Raw genomic sequence first — 20,371 nt, 5'->3', positions numbered from 1 at the left:
ACACAAGCGCCATGCGGCACTTGCCATCGCCCTTACGTTAACGTAAAGATTGCTCCAGGGCGCCGACGTATGAAGGCGCAAGGGCGGACGACCCGGAGCGCTTGATGACGCTAATAAAAACAAACTCCCCCAAACTTCACCGCGAAGCCCGGCTGGCCCGGGAAAAACTGCATCTGGAAGGCGAAGTCCCGGATGGCGTCCTGCGCGCGGAAATCGATGCTTCCTGGCGGCGCAGCCTCAGCCATGGCGTGCATTTCAATGCCAAGCATGAGCTGGCGCTGGAATCGAGTGCCAGCGTCGACGTATTGCTGGCGAGCAATCGCCTGTTGATCGATGCAGCGTTACCGGCGATCGATTATCTGGCCGAACGCCAAGGCAAGGAAGGGCTGATCATCCTCGCCAACTCCGACGCCACCATCCTTGCCGTCGAAGGTCGCGCCGACCGCCTCAAGGGCAGTGGCCTGCAAGACATCACCCTCGGCGCCTGCTGGAGCGAAGCCGCGCGTGGCACCAACGCCCTGGGCACGGCACTGGTCGAAGCCCGACCAACCCTGATCGATTGCGGCGAACATTACCTGGATCGCCTCAGTGACTTTTCCTGCACGTCGGTGCCAATCCATTGCCCCCAGGGCGACATCCTCGGCGTCCTCGACCTGACCCGCGAAGGCCCGCTGGGCCGCGCCCATGACAGCACCGCGCTGCTGGCCATGGCCGTCAGCCAGATCGAGAGCCGCGTCTTCAACGCAAGCTATCCGGACGAAATCGTCCTGGCGTTCCACAGTCGCCGGCAGTACCTCGAGTCGCCATGGCAGGGCCTGCTGGCGGTAAGCCTGGGTGGGCAGATCCTTGCGGTCAGCGCACAGGCCTGTCAGTTGTTGCATGCCGAACGTTCAGTGCTGGTCGGTCGGCGCTGCGAAGAGTTTCTTGGCGTCGATGGCCTGCAATTGCTGGCACGTCTGCACCAGGGCGGCGTCGGCAGCCTGCAGACCGCCAAAGGCGAATTCTTCTACAAAACCCTGCGCGCGCCGCAACGTTCGATCAACGTCGGTAACCCGCCACGCAGCGTCGCCAAAACCGCCAAGGCGCAACCGGACCTGGAATCCCTGGCCGGCAGCAATGCCCGCTATGCCCGTGCCCTGCGCATGGCCCGACAAGGCCTGGCCAACCAGTTGCCGGTATTGCTCCTGGGGGAAACCGGCACCGGCAAGGAAGTCATTGCCCGCGCCCTGCACATGGCCGGTAGCCGCTGCGACAAACCCTTCGTCGCGGTCAACTGCGCGGCGATCCCCGAAGGCCTGATCGAGTCGGAACTGTTCGGCTACCGCGAGGGCGCGTTCACCGGATCGCGTCGCGGCGGCATGGTCGGACGACTGCAACAGGCTCACGGCGGCACCTTGTTCCTCGATGAAATCGGCGACATGCCGCTGGCCTTGCAGGCCCGCCTGCTGCGCGTACTGCAGGACCGCAAGGTCGCGCCACTGGGCGCCGGCGAAGAGCAGGACATCGACGTCGCGCTGATCTGCGCGACCCACCGCGACCTCAAGCGCCTGGTGCAGGACAAGCACTTTCGCGAGGACCTGTTCTACCGGGTCAACGGCATCAGCGTGATGCTCCCGGCGCTGCGCGAGCGCGAGGATTTCAGCGCGCTGGTCGGCCGACTGCTGGCCAGGCTCGATGCGCCGAACGTAGTCCTGCACGACGACTTGAACCGCTTGCTCGAGGGTTATCACTGGCCGGGCAACATCCGCCAGCTGGAGATGGTCCTGCGTACCGCGCTGGCCATGCGCGAACCGGGGGAGACCGTGCTCACCCTCGATCACTTGCCGGACAGCATGCTCGACGACCTCAACGCCGGCGAACGACCCCAGGCCGGCAGTATCCGGGAAAACCAACTGGAGATGATCCGCCAGTCCCTGGACAGCCACCAGGGCAACGTCTCGGCCGCTGCCGACGCCCTGGGCATCAGCCGCGCGACTTTGTATCGCAAGCTCAAGCAGCTGCGCCCGTGATGCAGCGCCTGATCGTGCGGCTGATCGACAGCCAGAACCCCGAGGCCCTGCAAGCCGCATTACGCTGGCTATACAGCTTTGTGCGCCCGCACCGTCTGGCGATTGCCGGGCTGCTGGGCCTGTCGGTTTGTGCCTCGGCGTTGGTGCTGGTGCAGCCGTGGCTGACCAAGTTGCTGATCGACGATGGCCTGCTGGCGCGCAATTTCCCGATGCTGGTGTTGATCGCCGGGTTGATGATCGTCGCGGGATTGCTGGGTACGGCGTTGTCGGGGATCAATCGTTACCTGCACACGCGCTTGTCCGGGCGCATGCTGTTCGCCCTGCGCGATGACCTGTATCGGCATTTGCAGACCCTGTCACCGAGCTTCTACGGCCAGCGGCGCATCGGTGACCTGATGTCGCGTCTCGATGGCGACGTGGCGGAGATCCAGCGCTTTGCCGTGGATTCATTATTCTCGGCGGTGTCCAGCGTGATCGGCCTGGTGGTGGCCGTGGCCATGCTGCTGACGCTGTCGTGGAAACTGTCGCTGCTGGCGCTGGTGCTGATTCCCCTCGACGTGCTGTGGCTGCGCTGGATGCGGCGCAAGGTCGAGCGCGATGTGCGGCAGTTGCGTGAGCGCTCGGCGGACATGTCCTCGTTCATGGTCGAGACGCTGCCGGTGATGAAGTTCATCCAGTCTGCCGGCCAGCAACAGCGCGAGGCGCGACGACTGGAGAGCCTGGGCCAGGGCTACATGAGCCAGTTGCTGCGCCTGCAGGTCACCGAGTTTTTCACCCAGGCCGTGCCGGGCACGCTGACCTCGCTGTCGCGCGCCTGTGCGTTCCTGATTGGCGGGTATTGGGTCGTGCAGGGCACTTGGCAATTGGGCGCATTGATCGCGTTTTCCACTTACCTGGGCATGGCCGTCGGGCCGGTCCAGAGTCTGCTGGGGCTTTATGTGGCGATTCAGCGCATGACCGTCAGCCTCGGGCGGGTGATGGAGTTGCGCGGCGAGGAAGCCACCGTACTCACCCCCGAAACACCGAAACCGATGCCGGGTTCTGGCGAGTTGCGCTTCGATGACGTGTACTTCAGTCATCCCGGTCGCCCGACCACCCTGCGAGGCATCGAGGCGCGGATTCCCTACGGTTTGAAAGTCGCCCTGAGCGGCGGCTCCGGGGTTGGCAAATCGACCCTGATCGACCTGCTGCAACGCCACCACGACCCGCAGTCCGGGCGGGTGCTGCTGGGGGACGTGGATGTGCGCGAACTCGACCTGTTCGAGTTGCGCCGGCGCATTGCCGTGGTCAGCCAGGACATCGTGCTGTTTCGCGGCAGCCTGGCCGACAACCTGGCCTACGCCGTGCCCGACGCCAGCCGTGAAGCGATCGCCGACGTCGCGCGGCTGGCGCAACTCGACAGCCTGATCGCAACCTTGCCCGAAGGCCTCGACAGTCCGTTGGGGGAGCGCGGCCAGCAGTTGTCCGGTGGGCAGAAACAACGCATTGCCATTGCCCGCGCCCTGTTGCAGGACCCACTGATCCTGGTGCTCGACGAGGCCACTTCGGCGGTGGACGAAGCCACCGAGCGCGAAGTGATCGAAGCCATCGACCGCCTGTTTGCCGGGCGCACGCGCATCCTGATCAGCCATCGTCCTTCGACCCTGGCCGATGCCGATTTGCGCTTTGAATTGCTCGACGGCGTACTGGTGTCGAAAACGCTGTTGCATGAAGCCTGAGCCTTATGAAACCTGAGCTGCGAATTGGTGTGGTGGACAGCGGTCACTCGACCGCGCAACGGGTGCAGGTCGTCGCCGGGCGGCGTTTTTCCCTGGTGGAAGACGGGCTGAGCGAAAGCGACTTGCGTGATGATCCGTTGGGCCATGGCAGCGCTGTGATCGAAGCCATCGGCCGGCGTGCACCCTCGGCACTGTTTTGCGTGGCGCAAGTATTCGACCGACGCGGGGTGACCAGCGCCTTGCAGATCGCCACGGCCATCGACTGGCTGGTGGCGCAGGACGTGCGCTTGATCAATCTGAGCCTGGGTTTGCGCCAGGATCGCAACCTGTTGCGGGCTGCTTGCGCATTGGCGGTGGGCCAGGGCGTATTGCTGTGCGCGTCCAGCCCGGCCCAGGGTGAAGGGGTGTTTCCGGCGAATTATCCACAGGTGCTGCGGGTGACCGGCGATGCGCGCTGCGCCGAACTCGAATGGTCATGGCTCGACAGTGCCCAGGCGGATTTCGGCGCGTGCGTGCACGGTACTTATCCGGGGCAGTCCGGCGCCAGTCTCGGTTGCGCGGCGTTGAGCGGGCACATTGCGGCATTCCTGGTGGCGAATCCCGACGCCAGCAATGAACAGGTCGTCGAATATCTGCGCCACAACGCCCGTTACCGTGGCCCTGAACGGCGTATCGGGCCATGACCGCGATCGTCATCCTGGGCGCCGGGCCCGCGGGCGCGGCAGTAGCACTGGGGCTGCGACGACTGGGGTATGCCGTTACGCTGGTCAGCGAATGGCGGCGTTTTTCCGCCCTTGAAGGTGTTTCCCAGCGGGTGCTGGAGGCGTTGCGCGGCGCCGGACTGCAACAGGCGCTGGCGCAGGCGACGTTGCCCTCTCAACGGCAGGTGAACTGGAACGGCCAGCAGCACGCGCAGAACGTCGAGTTCCTGCTCGACCGTCCGACCTTTGACTGCGGCCTGCGCGAAGCCTTGCGCCTGGCCGGTGTTGAGCTGATCGAGGGTCGGGTGTTAGCGGTCCAGGCAGTCGCCAGTGGTCATCGAATCGAGATTGACGGTGGCCAGGCAGTGATTGCGGACTTTCTGGTGGAAGCCCGTGGCCGCCAGGCGCCCGCCCTGGGCAAAGGCTTGCGCGGGCCGGAGACGGTCAGCCTGCTCAATCGCTGGCAGGGCACGCCGGGCAACACCGCCAGCGCCGTGGAAAGCCTTGAGGATGGCTGGGCATGGATGGCGCGGCGGGCCGACGGCCAGTGTTATTGGCAATGGACGGTGGATGTGGCCAGCGCCGCTCTGCCGGGCAAGGCACAACTGCTCGAGTACTGTCGACAGCGGCGCCAGGCATCGTCGCTCGCCCAGGCGTTTTTCGCTGCCGACCCCGAGGTTGATTTGCAGTTGCATGCTCGCAGCAGCACGGCGATTCTCAGCCCGCAGGTGTGCGGCGACAATTGGATTCGGGTCGGTGATGCGGCGATGGCGGTCGACCCGTTGTCGGGCAACGGCATCTTCCAATCCCTGTCCTCTGCGTTGCAGGCGCCGACGGTGATCAACACCTTGTTGCGCAAACCCGAACGAGCGGCGCTGGCCCGGCGTTTTCATCAACAGCGGGTGGAGCAGCTGTTTCTCCGGTTTGCGCGGATAGGTCGGGATTTTTATGCCGATGAACAGCGTTGGGTCGATCAGCCGTTCTGGCAGGCGCGGCGGCACTGGCCGGATGCCGAGGTGGCCCATGCCGAGGCGGATTTCAATGCACTGCGGATCGAGCGGGCGCCGGTGCTGCGTAACGGGTTTGTCGATGAGGCCGAGGTGGTGATCACGGCGGATCAACCGTTGGGGATCTGGCATGTGCAGGGGGTGGAGTTGGCGCCGTTGGTGCGGCAGTTGCGGACCGAGCCTGCCGAACAAGCGCTGGCTGGATTGACTGTAGAGCAGGGGAGGATGGTCAGGAGTTGGTTGTTGGCTCAGGGTTTCAAACCAGCGCACTGATCGTTCCCACGCTCTGCGTGGGAATGCCGCCAGGGACGCTCCGCGTTCCGCTTCTGGAGGTGACGCAGAGCGTCACAGGATGCATTCCTTTGCTGCGCGTGGGAACGATCAGTGGGTCAGAGCTTGATCAACACCGACTTCAACTCGGTGTAATGCTCGATCGCCGCATACCCCATCTCTCGCCCCACCCCCGACATCTTGTAGCCACCAAAGGGCAGCGCCGGGTCCAGGGCGCTGTGGCAGTTGACCCACACTGAACCGGACTTGATCCGTGGGATCATCCGGTGCACCGCCGCCAGGTCATTGGACCAGATGCTCGCGCCCAACCCATAAGGGCTGTCATTGGCCATGCGCAGGGCATCGGCTTCGTCATCGAAGGGAATCGCCACCAGTACCGGGCCGAAGATTTCCTCCTGCACCAGCGAATGCTTTTGATCGACGTCGACGATCACCGTCGGCTTGACGAAAAAGCCCGGCCCGAACTGCTCGCCACCGCAGGCGATGGTCGCGCCGCTTTCACGGCCCTTTTCTATGTAGCCGTAGACCCGCGCCTGTTGCCGTGCCGAGATCAACGGCCCCATTTCCACGCTCGGGTCCAGGCCGTTACCCAGTTTCATGGCGTTGGCGATATCGCTGATGTCCGCCACCACATTGTCAAAATGCTTGCGCTGCACATACAGACGCGAGCCTGCGCAGCAGACCTGGCCCTGGTTGAAGAAGATCGCGCTGGCGGCACCGGCTGCGGCGGTTTTCAGGTCGGCATCGGCCATCACGATCGTTGGCGACTTGCCGCCCAGCTCCAGGGTCACCCGGGTCATGGAATCCATGGCGATCTTGCCGATCTGCTTGCCCACGGCGGTGGAGCCGGTGAAGGTCAGCTTGTCCACCAACGGGTTGTGAGTCAGCGCGGAGCCTGCGGTGATGCCGGTGCCGGTGACCACGTTGAACACGCCCTCGGGGTAACCCGCCTCGAGCACAAGCTCGGCGAGCTTCAGCGCGGTGAGCGGGGTTTCGTCGGCGGGTTTGAGCACCACGGTGCAGCCGGTGGCCAGGGCCGGGCCGAGTTTCCAGCAGGCCAGCAACAGCGGGAAGTTCCAGGCGACGATGGCGCCGACCACGCCCACCGCTTCGCGGCGGATGAAACTGTGGAACTGGTCGTTGGGCATCAGCGGCGCCGACACGTCGACCGTGGAGCCTTCGATCTTGGTCGCCCAACCGGCCATGTAGCGCAGGAAATCGATGGCCAACTGCACGTCCATCACTTGCGCCACCGCCGCGCTTTTGCCGTTGTTCAGGCATTCCAGCTGCGCCAGGAGCTCGGCATCGCGCTGCATCAGGTCGGCCAGTTTCCACAACAGATTCTGCCTCTCCCGTGGGCGAGTGCGGGTCCAGGCCGAATCATCGAACGCCTGGCGGGCGGCGAGGACGGCGCGGTCGACGTCTTCCGGTGTGGCCCGTGGCACTACACACAGCACTTCGCCGGTGGCGGGGTTGTGCAGGGGCATGGTCTGGCCGTCGGCGGCCTCGACCCAGTCGCCACCGATGAGCATGCGCGGGGCGCGCTGGATAAATGCCGAAGTGGCGGGAAGCAGGTTGGGAAGCGACATGATGAAACCTCGTCTTGTTCGTGTGGCGAGGTCTTTCGCAATGGCTGTGCCAGTTGTGTTTATTTGGGTGAAACATCGATTTGGTGGGGCTTGCGGGTTATTGACCAATGAAAAGGAGGTGAGCTGACGTCGCAAATTGCGACGCAGTGAGACATGCGAAGATCAAAAGATCGCAGCCTGCGGCAGCTCCTACAGGTGTATGCCGATTCCCGTGTAGGAGCTGCCGCAGGCTGCGATCTTTTGATCTTGATCCTATGCTTGTCTCAGAGTGCAACAGATGTCGCGATATTAGACGCGGGACGTCAGGTTTAGCAGTCGTCAATCACCCTGTATTTAACCTAAGCAATTGATAAAAAACACGATTCACAAGCTGGCACGCTCCGTGTATCGCTCATCGCAGACGTTTCTCCTGCCACCGTCAGCGGCTTGCCGCCGGCGGCAGAAACCCAAAAAACGATAAGCCACAAAAATAAGAAAGCACCGTGCGAGGTTCGACGTTGATGAAGAGAAAACTCCGTTCAGGCATGAGCGCCAGTCTGCTGGCCATCGCAGCTTGCGTGGCCCTGCATTCGCCTCACAGCCTGGCAGCCCGCGATGCCCAGACCATCCTCAAGGAAACCTGTCAGGGCTGTCATACCCCCGAAGCCGATAACGCCCTGAGCCGCATCAGCCACCAGCGCAAGACGCCGGAAGGCTGGCTGATGAGCATTGCGCGCATGCAGACCATGCACGGTTTGCAGATCAGCGATGAAGATCGCCGCACCCTGGTCAAGTACCTGGCCGACACACAGGGCCTGGCGCCGAGCGAGACCGACGGCGTGCGTTATGCCCTGGAGCGTCGGCTCAACACGGTCGAGCAGTTCGACGACCAAACCAGCCAGATGTGCGGCCGCTGCCACTCCGGTGCGCGGGTGGCCCTGCAACGGCGTCCGGCCCAGGAGTGGGAACGCCTGGTGAACTTCCACCTTGGCCAATGGCCGTCCCTGGAGTACCAGGCACTGTCGCGCGACCGCGACTGGTTCGACCTGGCGCGCAAAGAGATGGTGCCGCTGCTGGCCAAGCGTTATCCGCTGGACAACCCGGCCTGGAAAAAATGGCAGAGCGCCGCGCCAAAAGCCGAAGCCCTGGTGGGTGACTGGAGCTTCAGCGGTCACTTGCCGGGCAAAGGCGAATTGGCCGGTGTGATGAGCGTGACCGCCGATGGCAGTGATACCTTCAAGGTCAGCGTCAAAGGCCAATACGCCGACGGCACGTCGTTCAACGGTGACGGCAGCGCGATTCTCTATACCGGCTACGAATGGCGCGGCAACGTCAGTATCGATGGCGTGACCATGCGCCAGGTGTTCGCCGTCCAGGGCAACGCCATGCAGGGCCGGATGTTCGAGGCCGAGCACGACGAGCGCGGCCTGGATTTCGTCGCGGCCAAGCAGGGTTCCCAGCGTTTGCTGGCGGTGCAGCCGGGCTATGTGAAGGCCGGCAGCGAAAGCGAAGTCACCCTGATCGGCAGCGGCCTGGACGGCAAGCCGAACTTCGGCAAAGGCGTGGAAGTGCTCGAAGTCATCGAGCAGAGCCCGCAGCGGATCAAGGTCAAGCTCAAGGCCGCCGCCAATGCGCAACCGGGGCTGCGCGCGGTCACCGTTGGTACGCTCATGGGCCCGAGCCTGTCGGTCTACAGCAAGATCGACCAGGTCAAGGTGGTGCCCGAGTTCTCAGTGGCGCGGATCGGCGACGGCGGTGGTTCGACGCCGAAAGTCCAGGGCCGTTTCGACGCCGAAGCCTGGGGCAAGGGCGCCGATGGCAAGCCGTATCGCATCGGCGTATTCCCGGCGCAGTGGAAGGTCGAAGCCTTCGACGACCGCGCCAGGGAAGACGAAGACGTCAAGTTCGCCGGCACCATGCAGGCCGACACCGGTGTGTTCACCCCGGGCGATGCCGGGCCGAACCCGGCCCGCAAGATGTCCACCAACAATGCCGGCAACCTCAAGGTGATCGCCGCCGTCGACGACGCAGGGACCTCCCTGACCGGCGAAGGCCACATGATCGTGACCGTGCAACGCTGGAACAATCCACCCATTCCATGAGTGGTGCTGATCGACAGCGATTCAGACACTTTTCGGAATGACCGCACGCCCCGCCACGCGGGGTCTGCACAGGAGGTTTGCAATGGGCGCTATCTTGAATCTGGTCGAACGTAACCTGCACGAAGTGCAGGTCGATGCCGACCGCATGCTGTTTCACATCCCCAGCAGTTCGCTGTTCGCCAGCGATGAACTGACGGGCACCATCATCGATACCCTGCGCGGTCCGGGTTGTACTTCGGACGACCTGATCCAGCGTCTTGCCGCGCGTTTCAATGGCGAGGAGATCACCGAGACCCTGCGTGAGCTGATGGCCCTGGAACTGGTCAGCGACGGCTCGCCACTGACGCCGGACATCGCCACCAAACGGGTCGAGCGCACGGCGATCAATACCGTGGTACTCAACGTCAACACCGGCTGCAACCTGAGCTGCACCTACTGCTACAAGGAAGACCTCGACAAGCCGTCGGCCGGCAAGAAAATGGACGTCGAGACCGCCATCGCGTCGGTGGAAATGCTGTTGCGCGAATCGCCGGATGAAGAGCGTTTCACCGTGGTGTTCTTCGGCGGCGAGCCGCTGAGCAACCGCAAGCTGATCGAGTACATGGTCGACTACTGCGAGAAACGTTTTCGCGAAGCCGGCAAGTTCGTCGAGTTCGTCATGACCACCAACGCCACGCTGCTCACCGAAGAGACCGTGGACTACCTCAATGCCCACCGCTTTGGCTTGTCAGTGAGCATCGATGGGCCGAAAACCGTGCACGACCGCAACCGCATCACCGTGGGCGGGCAGGGCACCTACGACGTGGTACGGCGCAAGGCCGAAATGCTGCTGTCGCGCTACAACAGCCGTCCGGTGGGCGCGCGGGTGACCCTGACCACCGGCGTTACCGACGTCGAAACCATCTGGGATCACCTGTTCAATGAACTAGGGTTTGCTGAAGTAGGCTTTGCTCCGGTGACGTCCGGCGATATCAGCACCTTCAACCTGACCAGCGACGAGCTGATCGAAGTCTTCGCCAGCATGAAGAAGCTCGGCCGGCGGTATCTGGAGGCAGCGCTGGAGCACCGCAACATCGGTTTCTCCAACCTGCACCAGCTGATCACCGACATCCACGAAGGTCACAAAAAAGCCCTGCCGTGCGGCGCGGGCCTGAAGATGCTGGCGGTGGATCACAAGGGCGAACTGAACCTGTGCCACCGCTTTACCGGTTCTAGTCTGCCGACCTTCGGCAACGTGCATAGCGGCGTGAAACAGGTGGAGTTGAACGACTTCCTGTCCCAGCGCCTGGATCGCACCAATACCGGTTGCGAAGACTGTCAGATCCGCAACCTGTGCTCCGGCGGCTGCTACCACGAGAGCTACGCCCGTTATGGCGACCCGACGCACCCGACTTATCACTACTGCGAACTGATGCGTGACTGGGTCGACTTCGGCATCGAGGTCTACACCCGGATCATGGCTAACAACCCTGCGTTCATCAGCAGCTACATCACTCCGCGCAAGGCTCACTGATATGAAACATCTCAAGGCAATCAATAACAAAGCGTTGAAGCTGGATCAGGCCGCGGATGAAAACCGCATTGAAGAAGTGGTGGCGATGAGCTCCGTGGCGGGCTGTGCGTCGACCACCGACCCGGGCTGGGAAATCGATGCGTTTGGCGGTGTGTCGTCGCTCTGCCAGCCGATGGAAGCCGACCTGTATGGCTGTTCCGACCCGTGCTGGTGGCCGGCCCAGGTGCCGGACATGATGAGCACCTACCCGGACTGGAACAAGGATGCCCAGGCGTCCAACGAAAACTGGCGCAACCTCGGCACTGTCTTCCCGAAAGACAAGTGATCAGATAATAAGAAGGATTCCAGCATGCACAGCATCAACGCCTGCGGCCTGGCCGCTTTCGCCCTCCTGAGCACCTGCGCGCTCAGTGTCCTGGCCGATGAAAACACCGCATTGCAAGACGGTCACGAGTACATGGTGACCACCAACTACCCGAACAACCTGCACCTGATCGACCTGGCCACCGACACCTTGTACAAGACCTGCAAGATGCCGGACGCCTTCGGTCCCGGCACCGTGCAGCTGTCGCCTGATCGCAAGACCGCCTATGTGCTGAACAATCACTATGCGGATGTCTATGGCGTCGAGCTGGACAGCTGCAAGCAGGTGTTCCACGCCAGCATCACCCAGAAACCCGGGGAGAAAGCCAAATCTATGTTTGCCTTCACCGTCAGCCATGACGGCAAGGAGCTGTACACCATCGCCAACCCGACGCTGATGATGAACGATCGCTACGAAGTGCAGCAGCCCCGGCTCGACGTGTACAAGACTGACGCCGGCATGGACGCCAAGCCTGTGCGCAGTTTCCCTGCGCCGCGCCAGCTCACCATCATGCAGAGCGGTGACGACGGCACGCTGTACGTCGCCGGGGCGGATGTCTACAAGGTCAATGTGCAAACCGGCAAGTTCGACGTGTTGATCCCCAGCCGTCACTGGAAACGCCCGAACTACAGTGCGCCCGACGTGCTCTACGTGTGGAACCAGCAAACCTACCGGCATGATTTCTCGCTGCTCTACACCGCGGCGAAATTCAAGGACAAGAAGCAGGACCCGGCCACCGCCGAATACCTGTACGGCCTGTTCAGTGTCGACCTGAAGACCGGCAAGACCGAAACCACCGACTTCGGGCCCCTGACGGAAATCTACTTCAGCGGCATGCGCTCGCCCAAAGACCCGAACCTGATGTTTGGCGTGCTCAACCGCTTGGCCAAGTACGACATCAAGGAAAAGAAGATGCTCCAGGCGGCGACGCTTGATCACTCCTACTACTGCATTTCCTTCAACAAGGAAGGCAGCAAGATCTATCTGGCCGGGACGTTCAACGATGTGGCGATTTTCGATGCCGACAGCTTGAAGCAGGTGGGCAAGATCAAGTTGCCGGGTGGGGATATGGCGATCACCACGGCGCAGATTTTTGTGCGGTAATTGCCGACGCCTTCGCGAGCAGGCTCGCTCCCACAGTTGACCGAGTTCTTTCAGTAGGAACGCGATCAAAATGTGGGAGCGAGCCTGCTCGCGAAGAGGCCTTCAGCTTCACCATAAGTTCAAACCCCCGGCACCGGACACCCCAAATCCCCCTCCTGGCACTTCAGGTAAGTCTTGAACGTCTCCACCCGCGCCTTGGTCGATTCGGTCACGCAATTGCTGTAGATCAGCGGATAAACACTCCCACCCTCCACCCCGGAAGCCGAAAACTTGCACTCGGCATCGCGAAACGCAATCCACGAACGTTGTGCGCCCACCAGCAGCTTCTTGCTGTCGGGGTTACCCTTCAAACGTGTGGTGATCTGCTGGTAAAGCGCATTCAACTCCTTGTCAGCCGAGGCATGCTGCTGCGCTGCACACTGGTTCATCGTGGCCTGGTCGCTGGCGTTATCGCAGTCCAGGGCCTGGGCCAGGGGAGTGAACAGCAAAGGTGTGAGTGCCAGAAGAAAGCGTGAGTACATGCAGGAGGCTCGCTGTGACAGGGGAATTTGCGCCAGTGTAGCGATGCAAAGACGACGATTTCGACAACTGACAGCGGATGGATACAACTTTCGGGCTGGACTTGTGGTCTTAGAGGCCTACTGTTGTTCATTACAGGAGGTGACGTATGAAACCAGTACCCAATAGTTTTGAACGCAAAATCATGCTCAAGTCGCCCCGCGCCCATGTATGGCGTGCCTTGGTCGATGCCGAGGCGTTCGGTCAATGGTTTGGCGTTGCGCTCGAAGGCAGGCGGTTCATCGCCGGCGAGTGGACGCAGGGGCAGGTTACGTATCCCGGTTATGAACATGTGTTGTGGAACGTGCTGGTCGAGCGGGTCGAGCCCCAGCAATTGTTTTCCTTTCGCTGGCACCCCTACGCGGTCAATCCCAGGATCGACTACTCCCAGGAGCCCACCACGCTGGTCAAATTCGAACTGCAGGATTATGAAGACGGCACCTTGCTCAAGGTGTCCGAATCAGGTTTCGCTCACATTCCCGACGTACGCCAGAAGGAGGCGTATTACATGGACAGCCGTGGCTGGGAAGAGCAATTGAGCCGACTCGAACAATTCCTCGCCGAAAACGCCAAGGCCCGCGAGCGTGGGAGTGAGTGATGGCAGTACAGCTATAGCGAATGTCTTACACGCGGTTACAACTATGTCGTCTGTTACATATTGGATCCGATGCGTATTCTAGCCCCATCCACTGAGGTACAGGGAGTGCTCTCAGGATCATGGATGATCGGCCATTGGCAAGGAATGCTGACGACAGGGAGTTGTAATGGTCTTGGAAGAACCCGCTTCGGCGGGTTTTTTTATGGGCGTCAGAAAAACCTGGCTGCTCGAACCGCAGTTCTCGCAGCCAGGATTTCCTTGTCAGCCGAGTTTCGCCGCCGCCCGCTCGGTGATTTGCGCTCGCAGTTTCAATGACCCGGCGGCCCGTTGGCGAGCTTGCGCCAGTACGCGCGCGGGCGCCGTTTGCGGGCTACCCGCCTGGAATGGCGGCGCAGGGGCATATTCCAGCTGCAGTTGCACCAGCTCGGCGGTGTCCTGATCGAACAGCTCTGCCGCCAGGGTCAGGGCAAAATCAATGCCTGCGGTTATTCCCCCGCCGGTCAGCAGATTACCGTCGCGCACCACCCGATCCGCCACCGCAATCGCTCCCAGTGGCGTCAGCAACTCGTGATACGCCCAGTGGGTGGTGGCGCGCTTGCCCTTGAGCAGCCCCGCCGCACCGAGCACCAGCGCCCCGGTGCAAACCGACGTCACATACCGTGCGTTGGCGGCCTGGGCCTTGATGAACGCCAGGGTTGGCTCATCCTCCATCAACGGCCCGACCCCGCTGCCACCGGGTACGCAAATCACATCCAGCGCCGGGCAGTCGTCAAAGGTAACGGTCGGTTTGAGCATCAGTCCGGTGCTGGCGGTGATGGGCATCAGGTCCTTCCAGATCAGATGCACCTTCACATCCGGTAGAGACGCCAGAACGTCGTACGGGCCGGTAAGGTCGAGTTGCTGCACCTGTGGAAACAACAGAAAACCGATCTGCAAGGTCATGGTGTATTTCTCCTGAAGTGGGTGGACGCCTTTACTGTAGGGGGCTAGGATTTGGCGTATCCGCCAATCACCCCACGAATTACGCCAGCATGTCGAAAACCGTTCATGTGCTCGCCTTCGCCAATGTGCAAGTGCTTGATGTCACCGGGCCGTTGCAGGTGTTCGCGTCCGCCAATGACATCGCCCGCCAGCAAGGCTCACCGCCCCCTTATGCGCCGACGGTGATAACCGGTGGCGGCGGGGCGGTAATGTCGTCGGCGGGCCTGGCGTTGCTGGCCGAGCCTTTACCCGAGCAGGGCAGCGACACCTTGATCATCGCCGGCGGCTGGGGCGTCTATGCGGCGGCACAAGACCCTTCACTGGTCAGTTGGGTACGCGAACACGCGGCAAAGTGCCGGCGAGTGGCATCGGTGTGCACCGGGGCGTTTTTGCTGGCGGCCAGCGGCTGGCTCGATGGCCGGCGCGTGGTCACCCACTGGACCCGTTGCGAACAGTTGGCGCAACAACACCCACGCCTGCAGGTCGAGCCCAATCCGATCTTTATCAATGACGGCCCGGTCTGGACCTCGGCCGGCGTCACCGCCGGTATCGACCTGGCGTTGGCGATGGTCGAAGCCGACCTTGGCCGGACCATGGCCCTGGACGTCGCCCGGCAATTGGTGGTGTTCCTGAAACGCCCTGGCGGCCAATCGCAATTCAGCGTGACCTTGTCTTTGCAGAAAGAAGGCAATCGTTTCGACGAACTTCATGCCTGGATCAGCGAAAACCTCAGCAAGGACCTGGGCATTCCAACCCTGGCCAACCAGGCCGGCATGAGCGAACGCAGCTTCGTGCGCCACTACCGCGCCGACACCGGCCAAACCCCGGCCCGGGCCATCGAACAGATCCGCGTCGAAACCGCACGACGCCTGCTCAGCGATACCGGCGTGCCCATCAAGCGGGTGGCCGTGCAATGCGGATTCGGCAGCGAAGAAACCCTGCGCCGCAGTTTTCTGCGGGCCATCGGGGTGACTCCGCAGGCTTATCGCGAGCGGTTTTCGGTCAGTGCCGCAGCAGATCCAGTAGTGCCTTGAGTGTCAGCTTGATCACTCATTCGTTTCCGCTATCTGGTTGAAATACTTGGTCCGATCCGGTGTAAACATCACGACCATTTTCGTGCGTGAACAGGTCAGCACGCGCTCTTCGCCCAGATCCACATCCAGATCTTCCCCGCGCAAGCCCTGCCATTGGGCGAGGTATTTGAGGGAGCCGTATTTCTCCAGCTTCTTCAGGCTGCGATTGACGCCACCTTTCCAGCCCAGCACTGGCAGTTCGCCGGCCAGGCATTGCTGGGCGAGGTCGGGGAAGCGGGCAGCGCGCTGGCGGCCGACTTCCCAGCATTTGATCAGGCCCTTGTCGTGGGCTTCCCACAGTTCGTTTCGGTTCAGGCCGGTTCGAAGGGGGAGGTCGATGCTGCGGTGGATGCGTTGGGACATTCTTTTTCCTTGAATTCGGGTTTTGTTGGACAGCTCCGCTGTGCCCGTTGATTGGGGATGTTAGGTGGGGTTGTAGCGCCTGGCAACAAGGTATTTCCGGGTGTTTTGTTTAAAAAATGTCGGACGCCGGCCTACACAAAACCGTTGCCGGACGTCGGATCTGTAGGAGCCAGGCTTGCCGGCGAAAGCAATTTCAAGGACGCCTTTACCGGCATGTCTGGCTCCTACAGGTAGTATTCAAGGCTGCCAAAAACCCTTCTCGCCGCTGAGCTTGCGATCCAGAAAACACGCCGCGCTGATCAACGCCAGGTGCGTCAGGGCCTGTGGCGTGTTGCCCATGTGCCGTCCCCGGCTGTCGAATTCTTCGGCGTACAGTCCCAGCGGGTTGGCGTAGCGCAACAGTTGCTCGAACTCCAGATGGGCCTTTTCCACGTGGCCGGCCCGGGCCAGGCATTCGATGTACCAGAATGAACAGGCGGCGAATGCGCCTTCGGTGCCGGGCAGGCCGTCGATGTGTTGATCGTCATTGTGGTAGCGGTAGACCATGCCGTCGCGCACCAGGTTTTTCTCGATGGCCTCAAGGGTCGCGAGCCAGCGCGGGTCCTTGGCGCTGACGAAACGCACCAGCGGCATCAGCAGCATCGCGCCGTCGAGACCGGTGCCGCCGATGTGCTGCACGAAGTGCCCGCGTTCGTCGTTCCAGAAGTTTTGCCAGATGTCTGTGTAGATATCCTGGCGTGTCTGGTCCCAGCGGGCGAATGGCGCGGGCAACGAGCGTTTCGAGGCGAGACGGATCGCCCGGTCCAAGGCGACCCAGCACATCAGTCGCGAGTGCAGGAAGTGGTGCTGTTCGCCGCGCATTTCCCAGATGCCGACGTCCTCCTGCTGCCAGGTTTCGCACACTTGATCGACGACTTCCACGGTGTGCTTCCAGCCTTCGTGGGAAATGGCTTCGCCGTATTTGTTGACCAGGTACACCGCGTCCAGCAGTTCGCCGAAGATATCCAGCTGGACCTGCGCATACGCCAGGTTGCCGATGCGCACGGGAGTGGCGCCGCCGTGGCCGGACAGGTGCGAGAGTTCGATTTCCGGCAGTTCCTGTCGGCCGTCGATGCCATACAGGATATTGAGTTTCATCGGTTTGCCGCGACAGTCGCTGACCCGCCCGCGCAACCAGCGCATATAGGCGTTGGCCTCTTCGGTGAAGCCCAGGCGCATGAAGGCATAGACGGTGAAGGATGCGTCGCGGATCCAGGTGTAGCGGTAATCCCAGTTGCGTTCTCCGCCGAGGGTTTCAGGTAGGCCAAAGGTCGCCGCGGCGAGGATCGCGCCGTGTTTGCGCGAGGTCAAAAGCTTCATCGCCAGGGCCGAGCGGTTGACCATTTCCCGCCAGCGGCCGCGGTAGTTGGAGAGGCCGATCCAGTCGCGCCAGAACTTCAGCGTGCGTTCCAGGCATAGCGTTGTCGCCCCTTCCTTGAAGCGCGGATCGTCAACGGCACCCAGCAGGAACTCCGCGGTCTGGTCCTGCTTGAGGGTGAAATCGGCGACGGCTGCCTGCCCGTCAATGCGCAATGGCTGATCCGCCGCCAGGCGCAGGGACGGCTGGTCGGTGGCTTCGAAGATTACGTCCTGTTGATCCAGGCGGGCGAGGGTGTGGGCTCGCGCGTAGTCGTGGCGCACGGCGCAGTGCAGGTGAAACGTCGCTTGGCCGCTGACCACCCGAACCCGACGCATCAGCAGTGGCAGGTTGTCTTCGGTGTCGCCGATCGGCAACAGGTCGGTGATTTCCACTACGGCTTGATCACTGAGCCAGCGGGTTTGCAGCACGTTGGTATCGGGCAGGTAGATTTGCTCGCGGCGAGCATCCGGCAAGTCCGGGGACAGCTGGAAAATACCGGCCTCGGGCGTGTCCAGCAGCGAACAGAAAATAGACGGGCTGTCGAATTCCGGCCAGCAGAAAAAATCCACGCTGCCCTTGTCATTGACCAGCGCGGCGCTGCGCATGTCGCCGATGATGCCGTGGGCGTCGATGGGGCTTTGTCGTTCGGGGTGATGGTCGGGCATTGGCGCGGGGCTCCGGGTTACATCGAGGACCTTAATAGCTGACTGGTTTGAGCGGTGGAGAGTTCATTAGTCTGGAGCAGTGAGGTGGCTTTGCCGGCCCCTTCGCGAGCAAGCCCGCTCCCACAATGGACGGTGTGCACAGGTCAAATGTGGGAGCGAGCCTGCTCGCGAAGGGGGCTTCACATTCAACCAACAATTCGGCCCTTTCCCAGCTACCAGCCTTGTGGCAACTTGCAGGCCCTAATCGAGGCTGGCCCCCATGGCAAACCCCTACCGCGAACTGTTCAATGCCCCCGGCGCCCGAGCTTTCGTGCTGGCCGGGATGATCGCGCGCATGCCGATTTCCATGACCGGCATCGGCCTGATCACCATGCTGTCGCAGTTGCAGGGCGGCTATGGCCTGGCCGGGGCGGTGGCGGCGACCTTTGCCCTGGCCACGGCATTTTGTGCGCCGCAGGTGTCGCGGCTGGTGGATCGGTTCGGCCAGCGCCGGATCCTGCCGGTATCGGCGCTGATCGGGGGCGGCGCATTGTTGCTGGTATTGCTCTGCACCCGTTTGCAGGCGCCGAACTGGACGTTGTTTGTGTTCGCCGCGATCGCCGGCTGCATGCCGAGCATGTCGGCGATGGTCCGGGCGCGTTGGACCGAGTTGTATCGCGGCCAGCCGCAACTGCAAACGGCCTATGCCCTGGAGTCGGTGCTGGACGAAGTCTGCTTTATCGTCGGGCCACCGCTGTCGGTGGGGTTATGCGTGGTGGCGTTCCCCGAGGCCGGGCCGTTGGCGGCCTTGCTGATGCTGGCGATCGGGGTTACGGCTTTCGTGTTGCAACGCAGCACCGAGCCGCCAGTGCATGCCCATGAGGAACACCATAAAGGCTCGATCATTCGCTCCCGCGAGATTCAGTGGTTGATGCTACTGATGGTCGCCATGGGCATTATCGTTGGGGTGGTGGATGTGGTCAGCGTGGCCTTTGCCCAACAGCAGGGCCAGCCGGCCGCGGCGAGTATCGTGTTGTCGGTGTATGCGATCGGTTCGTGCCTGGCCGGATTGGCGTTCGGCGCGTTACGTTCGACAGTGCCGCTGCCGCGCCTGTTTCTTTATTGCGGCGTTGCGACGGCGGTAACGACATTGCCGTTGCTGCTGGCGGTGAACATTCTCGGGTTGTCGCTGGCGGTGTTTGTCGCCGGGCTGTTTTTTGCGCCGACCCTGATTGTCGCCATGGCTCTGGTGGAGCAGATCGTGCCGCCGGCCAAACTCACTGAAGGCCTGACCTGGCTGGTGACCGGGTTGAGCATCGGCGTGGCGATCGGTGCGGCGGGGTCGGGGTGGATGGTGGATGCGTTCGGGGCGCGCAGCGGATTTTGGCTGGCGATTGCGGCGGGGGTTGTCGTCCTCGGTTCCGCGATTGTAGGAGCGAGCATGCTCGCGATGGACCTCAACGAAAACGCTGGCTAACTGACACCCCGGGGTGCTTGCTCCTCCGTCGCGAGCATGCTCGCTCCTACAGGGGGGCATCCGACTAATTCCCCGGGGCGCTCGTCCGTTTTCTTACAGACAACTTTCGAGGAAAGCCCGGTGACCCCGCTGACATTGCTGTGCCTGCCCTATTCGGGCGCGAGCGCCATGGTCTATAGCCGCTGGCGGCGCAAGCTGCCGGAGTGGATCAAGTTGCAACCGGTGGAGCTGCCGGGGCGGGGGGCGCGCTTCGGCGAACCCTTGCATACCGACATGCGCCCTCTGGCGCTGCAACTGGCGCAGGAACAAAAAGCCATCCTCAAGGCGCCATATGCCTTGTTCGGCCATAGCCTCGGCGCGTTGCTTGCGTGTGAAATGGCCTATGTATTTCGCTCGCTCGGCTGCCCGGAACCGGTTGCGCTGTTTGCCTCGGGCACGGCTGCGCCGACCCTGCGTGCCGATTACGACCGTGGCTTTGCCGAGCCCAAGACCGATGCCGAATTGATCGAGCAACTGCGCACACTCAACGGTACCCGCGAAGAAGTGCTGGCCAACCAGGAGCTGATGAGCCTGACACTGCCGATCCTGCGCGCCGACTTCCAATTGTGCGGGCGCTACGAGCCGCTGCAACGGCCGTTGCTCAACTGCCCGGTGCACGTACTCGGTGGTAAGGCCGACCGCGCCACCAGCGAGCAGTTGATCGGCTGGCGCAACGAAACCCACGGCAGCTTTTCCGTGGACATGCTCGCGGGTGGGCATTTCTTTATCCATGAGCATGAAGCCAAGGTGCTCAAGGTGATCAAGGATCAGCTCGAGGTTCATCATCGGCGGCATGCCATGGCCGCCGTGGGTTAACCCCATCTCAAACTTCACCCCATTCCCTGTGGGAGCGAGCCTGCTC

17 protein-coding genes are annotated in these 20,371 nt (G+C 62.2%); 12 read left to right on the top strand and 5 right to left on the bottom strand.

Annotated features, from left to right (window positions below; all coding sequences use genetic code 11):
- Window positions 1–104 precede the first annotated feature (104 nt).
- Genes PSUM_RS28340 through qhpG form a run of 4 tightly spaced genes read left to right on the top strand, consistent with a single transcriptional unit; the run spans window position 105 to window position 5,708 of the window.
- Window positions 105–2,009: a sigma-54-dependent Fis family transcriptional regulator gene (locus PSUM_RS28340; protein ID WP_083349552.1), complete on the top strand. Its 1,905-nt coding sequence runs from the start codon at window positions 105–107 to the stop codon at window positions 2,007–2,009.
- On the top strand, window positions 2,009–3,727 hold the full coding sequence (locus PSUM_RS28335; RefSeq protein WP_083349551.1) for an ABC transporter ATP-binding protein: 1,719 nt from the start codon (window positions 2,009–2,011) through the stop codon (window positions 3,725–3,727). The genes PSUM_RS28340 and PSUM_RS28335 overlap by 1 nt, the downstream gene beginning before the upstream one ends.
- A gap of 5 nt (window positions 3,728–3,732) precedes the next feature.
- Window positions 3,733–4,410, top strand: a complete 678-nt coding sequence (qhpE, locus tag PSUM_RS28330; RefSeq protein ID WP_083349550.1) for a subtilisin-like serine protease QhpE — start codon at window positions 3,733–3,735, stop codon at window positions 4,408–4,410.
- Entirely contained in the window at window positions 4,407–5,708 is a 1,302-nt protein-coding gene (gene qhpG / locus PSUM_RS28325) for a flavin-dependent monooxygenase QhpG (RefSeq protein ID WP_020795721.1), read from the top strand. Before qhpE ends, qhpG begins: the two co-directional genes overlap by 4 nt.
- 116 nt (window positions 5,709–5,824) lie before the next feature.
- Here qhpG and PSUM_RS28320 read toward each other — a convergent pair whose 3' ends face one another.
- Window positions 5,825–7,315 carry an aldehyde dehydrogenase family protein gene (locus PSUM_RS28320; RefSeq protein WP_020795720.1) on the bottom strand — a complete coding sequence of 497 codons (1,491 nt, stop codon included), beginning with the start codon at window positions 7,313–7,315 and terminating at the stop codon, window positions 5,825–5,827.
- A gap of 500 nt (window positions 7,316–7,815) precedes the next feature.
- On the opposite strand from PSUM_RS28320, the gene peaA reads away from it, so the two are divergent.
- The 4 genes from peaA (at window position 7,816) to peaD (ending at window position 12,377) form a co-directional block, all read left to right on the top strand.
- On the top strand, window positions 7,816–9,396 hold the full coding sequence (gene peaA / locus PSUM_RS28315) for a quinohemoprotein amine dehydrogenase subunit alpha (protein WP_083349549.1): 1,581 nt from the start codon (window positions 7,816–7,818) through the stop codon (window positions 9,394–9,396).
- An 82-nt stretch (window positions 9,397–9,478) separates the two neighbouring features.
- The gene (gene peaB / locus PSUM_RS28310) at window positions 9,479–10,909 is read left to right on the top strand and encodes a quinohemoprotein amine dehydrogenase maturation protein (protein WP_083349548.1); all 1,431 of its coding nucleotides are present in this window, start codon (window positions 9,479–9,481) and stop codon (window positions 10,907–10,909) included.
- Window position 10,910: 1 nt separating this feature from the next.
- Window positions 10,911–11,234: a quinohemoprotein amine dehydrogenase subunit gamma gene (gene qhpC, locus PSUM_RS28305; protein WP_007971075.1), complete on the top strand. Its 324-nt coding sequence runs from the start codon at window positions 10,911–10,913 to the stop codon at window positions 11,232–11,234.
- A 24-nt stretch (window positions 11,235–11,258) separates the two neighbouring features.
- Window positions 11,259–12,377: a quinohemoprotein amine dehydrogenase subunit beta gene (gene peaD, locus PSUM_RS28300; protein ID WP_020795717.1), complete on the top strand. Its 1,119-nt coding sequence runs from the start codon at window positions 11,259–11,261 to the stop codon at window positions 12,375–12,377.
- A gap of 119 nt (window positions 12,378–12,496) precedes the next feature.
- Here the strand turns inward: peaD and PSUM_RS28295 are convergent, their stop codons facing one another.
- Window positions 12,497–12,898 carry a lysozyme inhibitor LprI family protein gene (locus tag PSUM_RS28295; protein WP_020795716.1) on the bottom strand — a complete coding sequence of 134 codons (402 nt, stop codon included), beginning with the start codon at window positions 12,896–12,898 and terminating at the stop codon, window positions 12,497–12,499.
- A gap of 146 nt (window positions 12,899–13,044) precedes the next feature.
- On the opposite strand from PSUM_RS28295, the gene PSUM_RS28290 reads away from it, so the two are divergent.
- Entirely contained in the window at window positions 13,045–13,533 is a 489-nt protein-coding gene (locus tag PSUM_RS28290) for an SRPBCC family protein (protein ID WP_033042975.1), read from the top strand.
- Between the two features lie 261 nt (window positions 13,534–13,794).
- Here the strand turns inward: PSUM_RS28290 and inhA are convergent, their stop codons facing one another.
- Window positions 13,795–14,475 carry an isonitrile hydratase gene (gene inhA, locus PSUM_RS28285; protein WP_083349547.1) on the bottom strand — a complete coding sequence of 227 codons (681 nt, stop codon included), beginning with the start codon at window positions 14,473–14,475 and terminating at the stop codon, window positions 13,795–13,797.
- An 89-nt stretch (window positions 14,476–14,564) separates the two neighbouring features.
- On the opposite strand from inhA, the gene PSUM_RS28280 reads away from it, so the two are divergent.
- Entirely contained in the window at window positions 14,565–15,548 is a 984-nt protein-coding gene (locus PSUM_RS28280; RefSeq protein ID WP_033042973.1) for a GlxA family transcriptional regulator, read from the top strand.
- A 12-nt stretch (window positions 15,549–15,560) separates the two neighbouring features.
- Here the strand turns inward: PSUM_RS28280 and PSUM_RS28275 are convergent, their stop codons facing one another.
- The gene (locus tag PSUM_RS28275) at window positions 15,561–15,950 is read right to left on the bottom strand and encodes a hypothetical protein (protein ID WP_033042971.1); all 390 of its coding nucleotides are present in this window, start codon (window positions 15,948–15,950) and stop codon (window positions 15,561–15,563) included.
- A 237-nt stretch (window positions 15,951–16,187) separates the two neighbouring features.
- A complete protein-coding gene (locus tag PSUM_RS28270; protein WP_083349546.1) occupies window positions 16,188–18,014 on the bottom strand; it encodes a glycoside hydrolase family 15 protein in 1,827 nt (608 codons plus the stop codon).
- Between the two features lie 259 nt (window positions 18,015–18,273).
- Between PSUM_RS28270 and PSUM_RS28265 the strand changes: the two genes are divergently transcribed.
- Both PSUM_RS28265 and PSUM_RS28260 read left to right on the top strand, forming a co-directional pair.
- Window positions 18,274–19,470 (top strand): MFS transporter, encoded by a 1,197-nt coding sequence (locus PSUM_RS28265; RefSeq protein ID WP_020795708.1) that lies wholly within the window; start codon window positions 18,274–18,276, stop codon window positions 19,468–19,470.
- Between the two features lie 120 nt (window positions 19,471–19,590).
- Window positions 19,591–20,325, top strand: a complete 735-nt coding sequence (locus PSUM_RS28260) for a thioesterase II family protein (RefSeq protein WP_083349545.1) — start codon at window positions 19,591–19,593, stop codon at window positions 20,323–20,325.
- Window positions 20,326–20,371 lie beyond the last annotated feature (46 nt).

It is taken from the genome of Pseudomonas umsongensis (assembly GCF_002236105.1).
In the GTDB taxonomy this organism is placed as follows: domain Bacteria; phylum Pseudomonadota; class Gammaproteobacteria; order Pseudomonadales; family Pseudomonadaceae; genus Aquipseudomonas; species Aquipseudomonas umsongensis.
The sequence above is the reverse complement of the archived record's forward strand: the minus strand, read 5'-3'. Positions and strand labels throughout refer to the sequence as shown.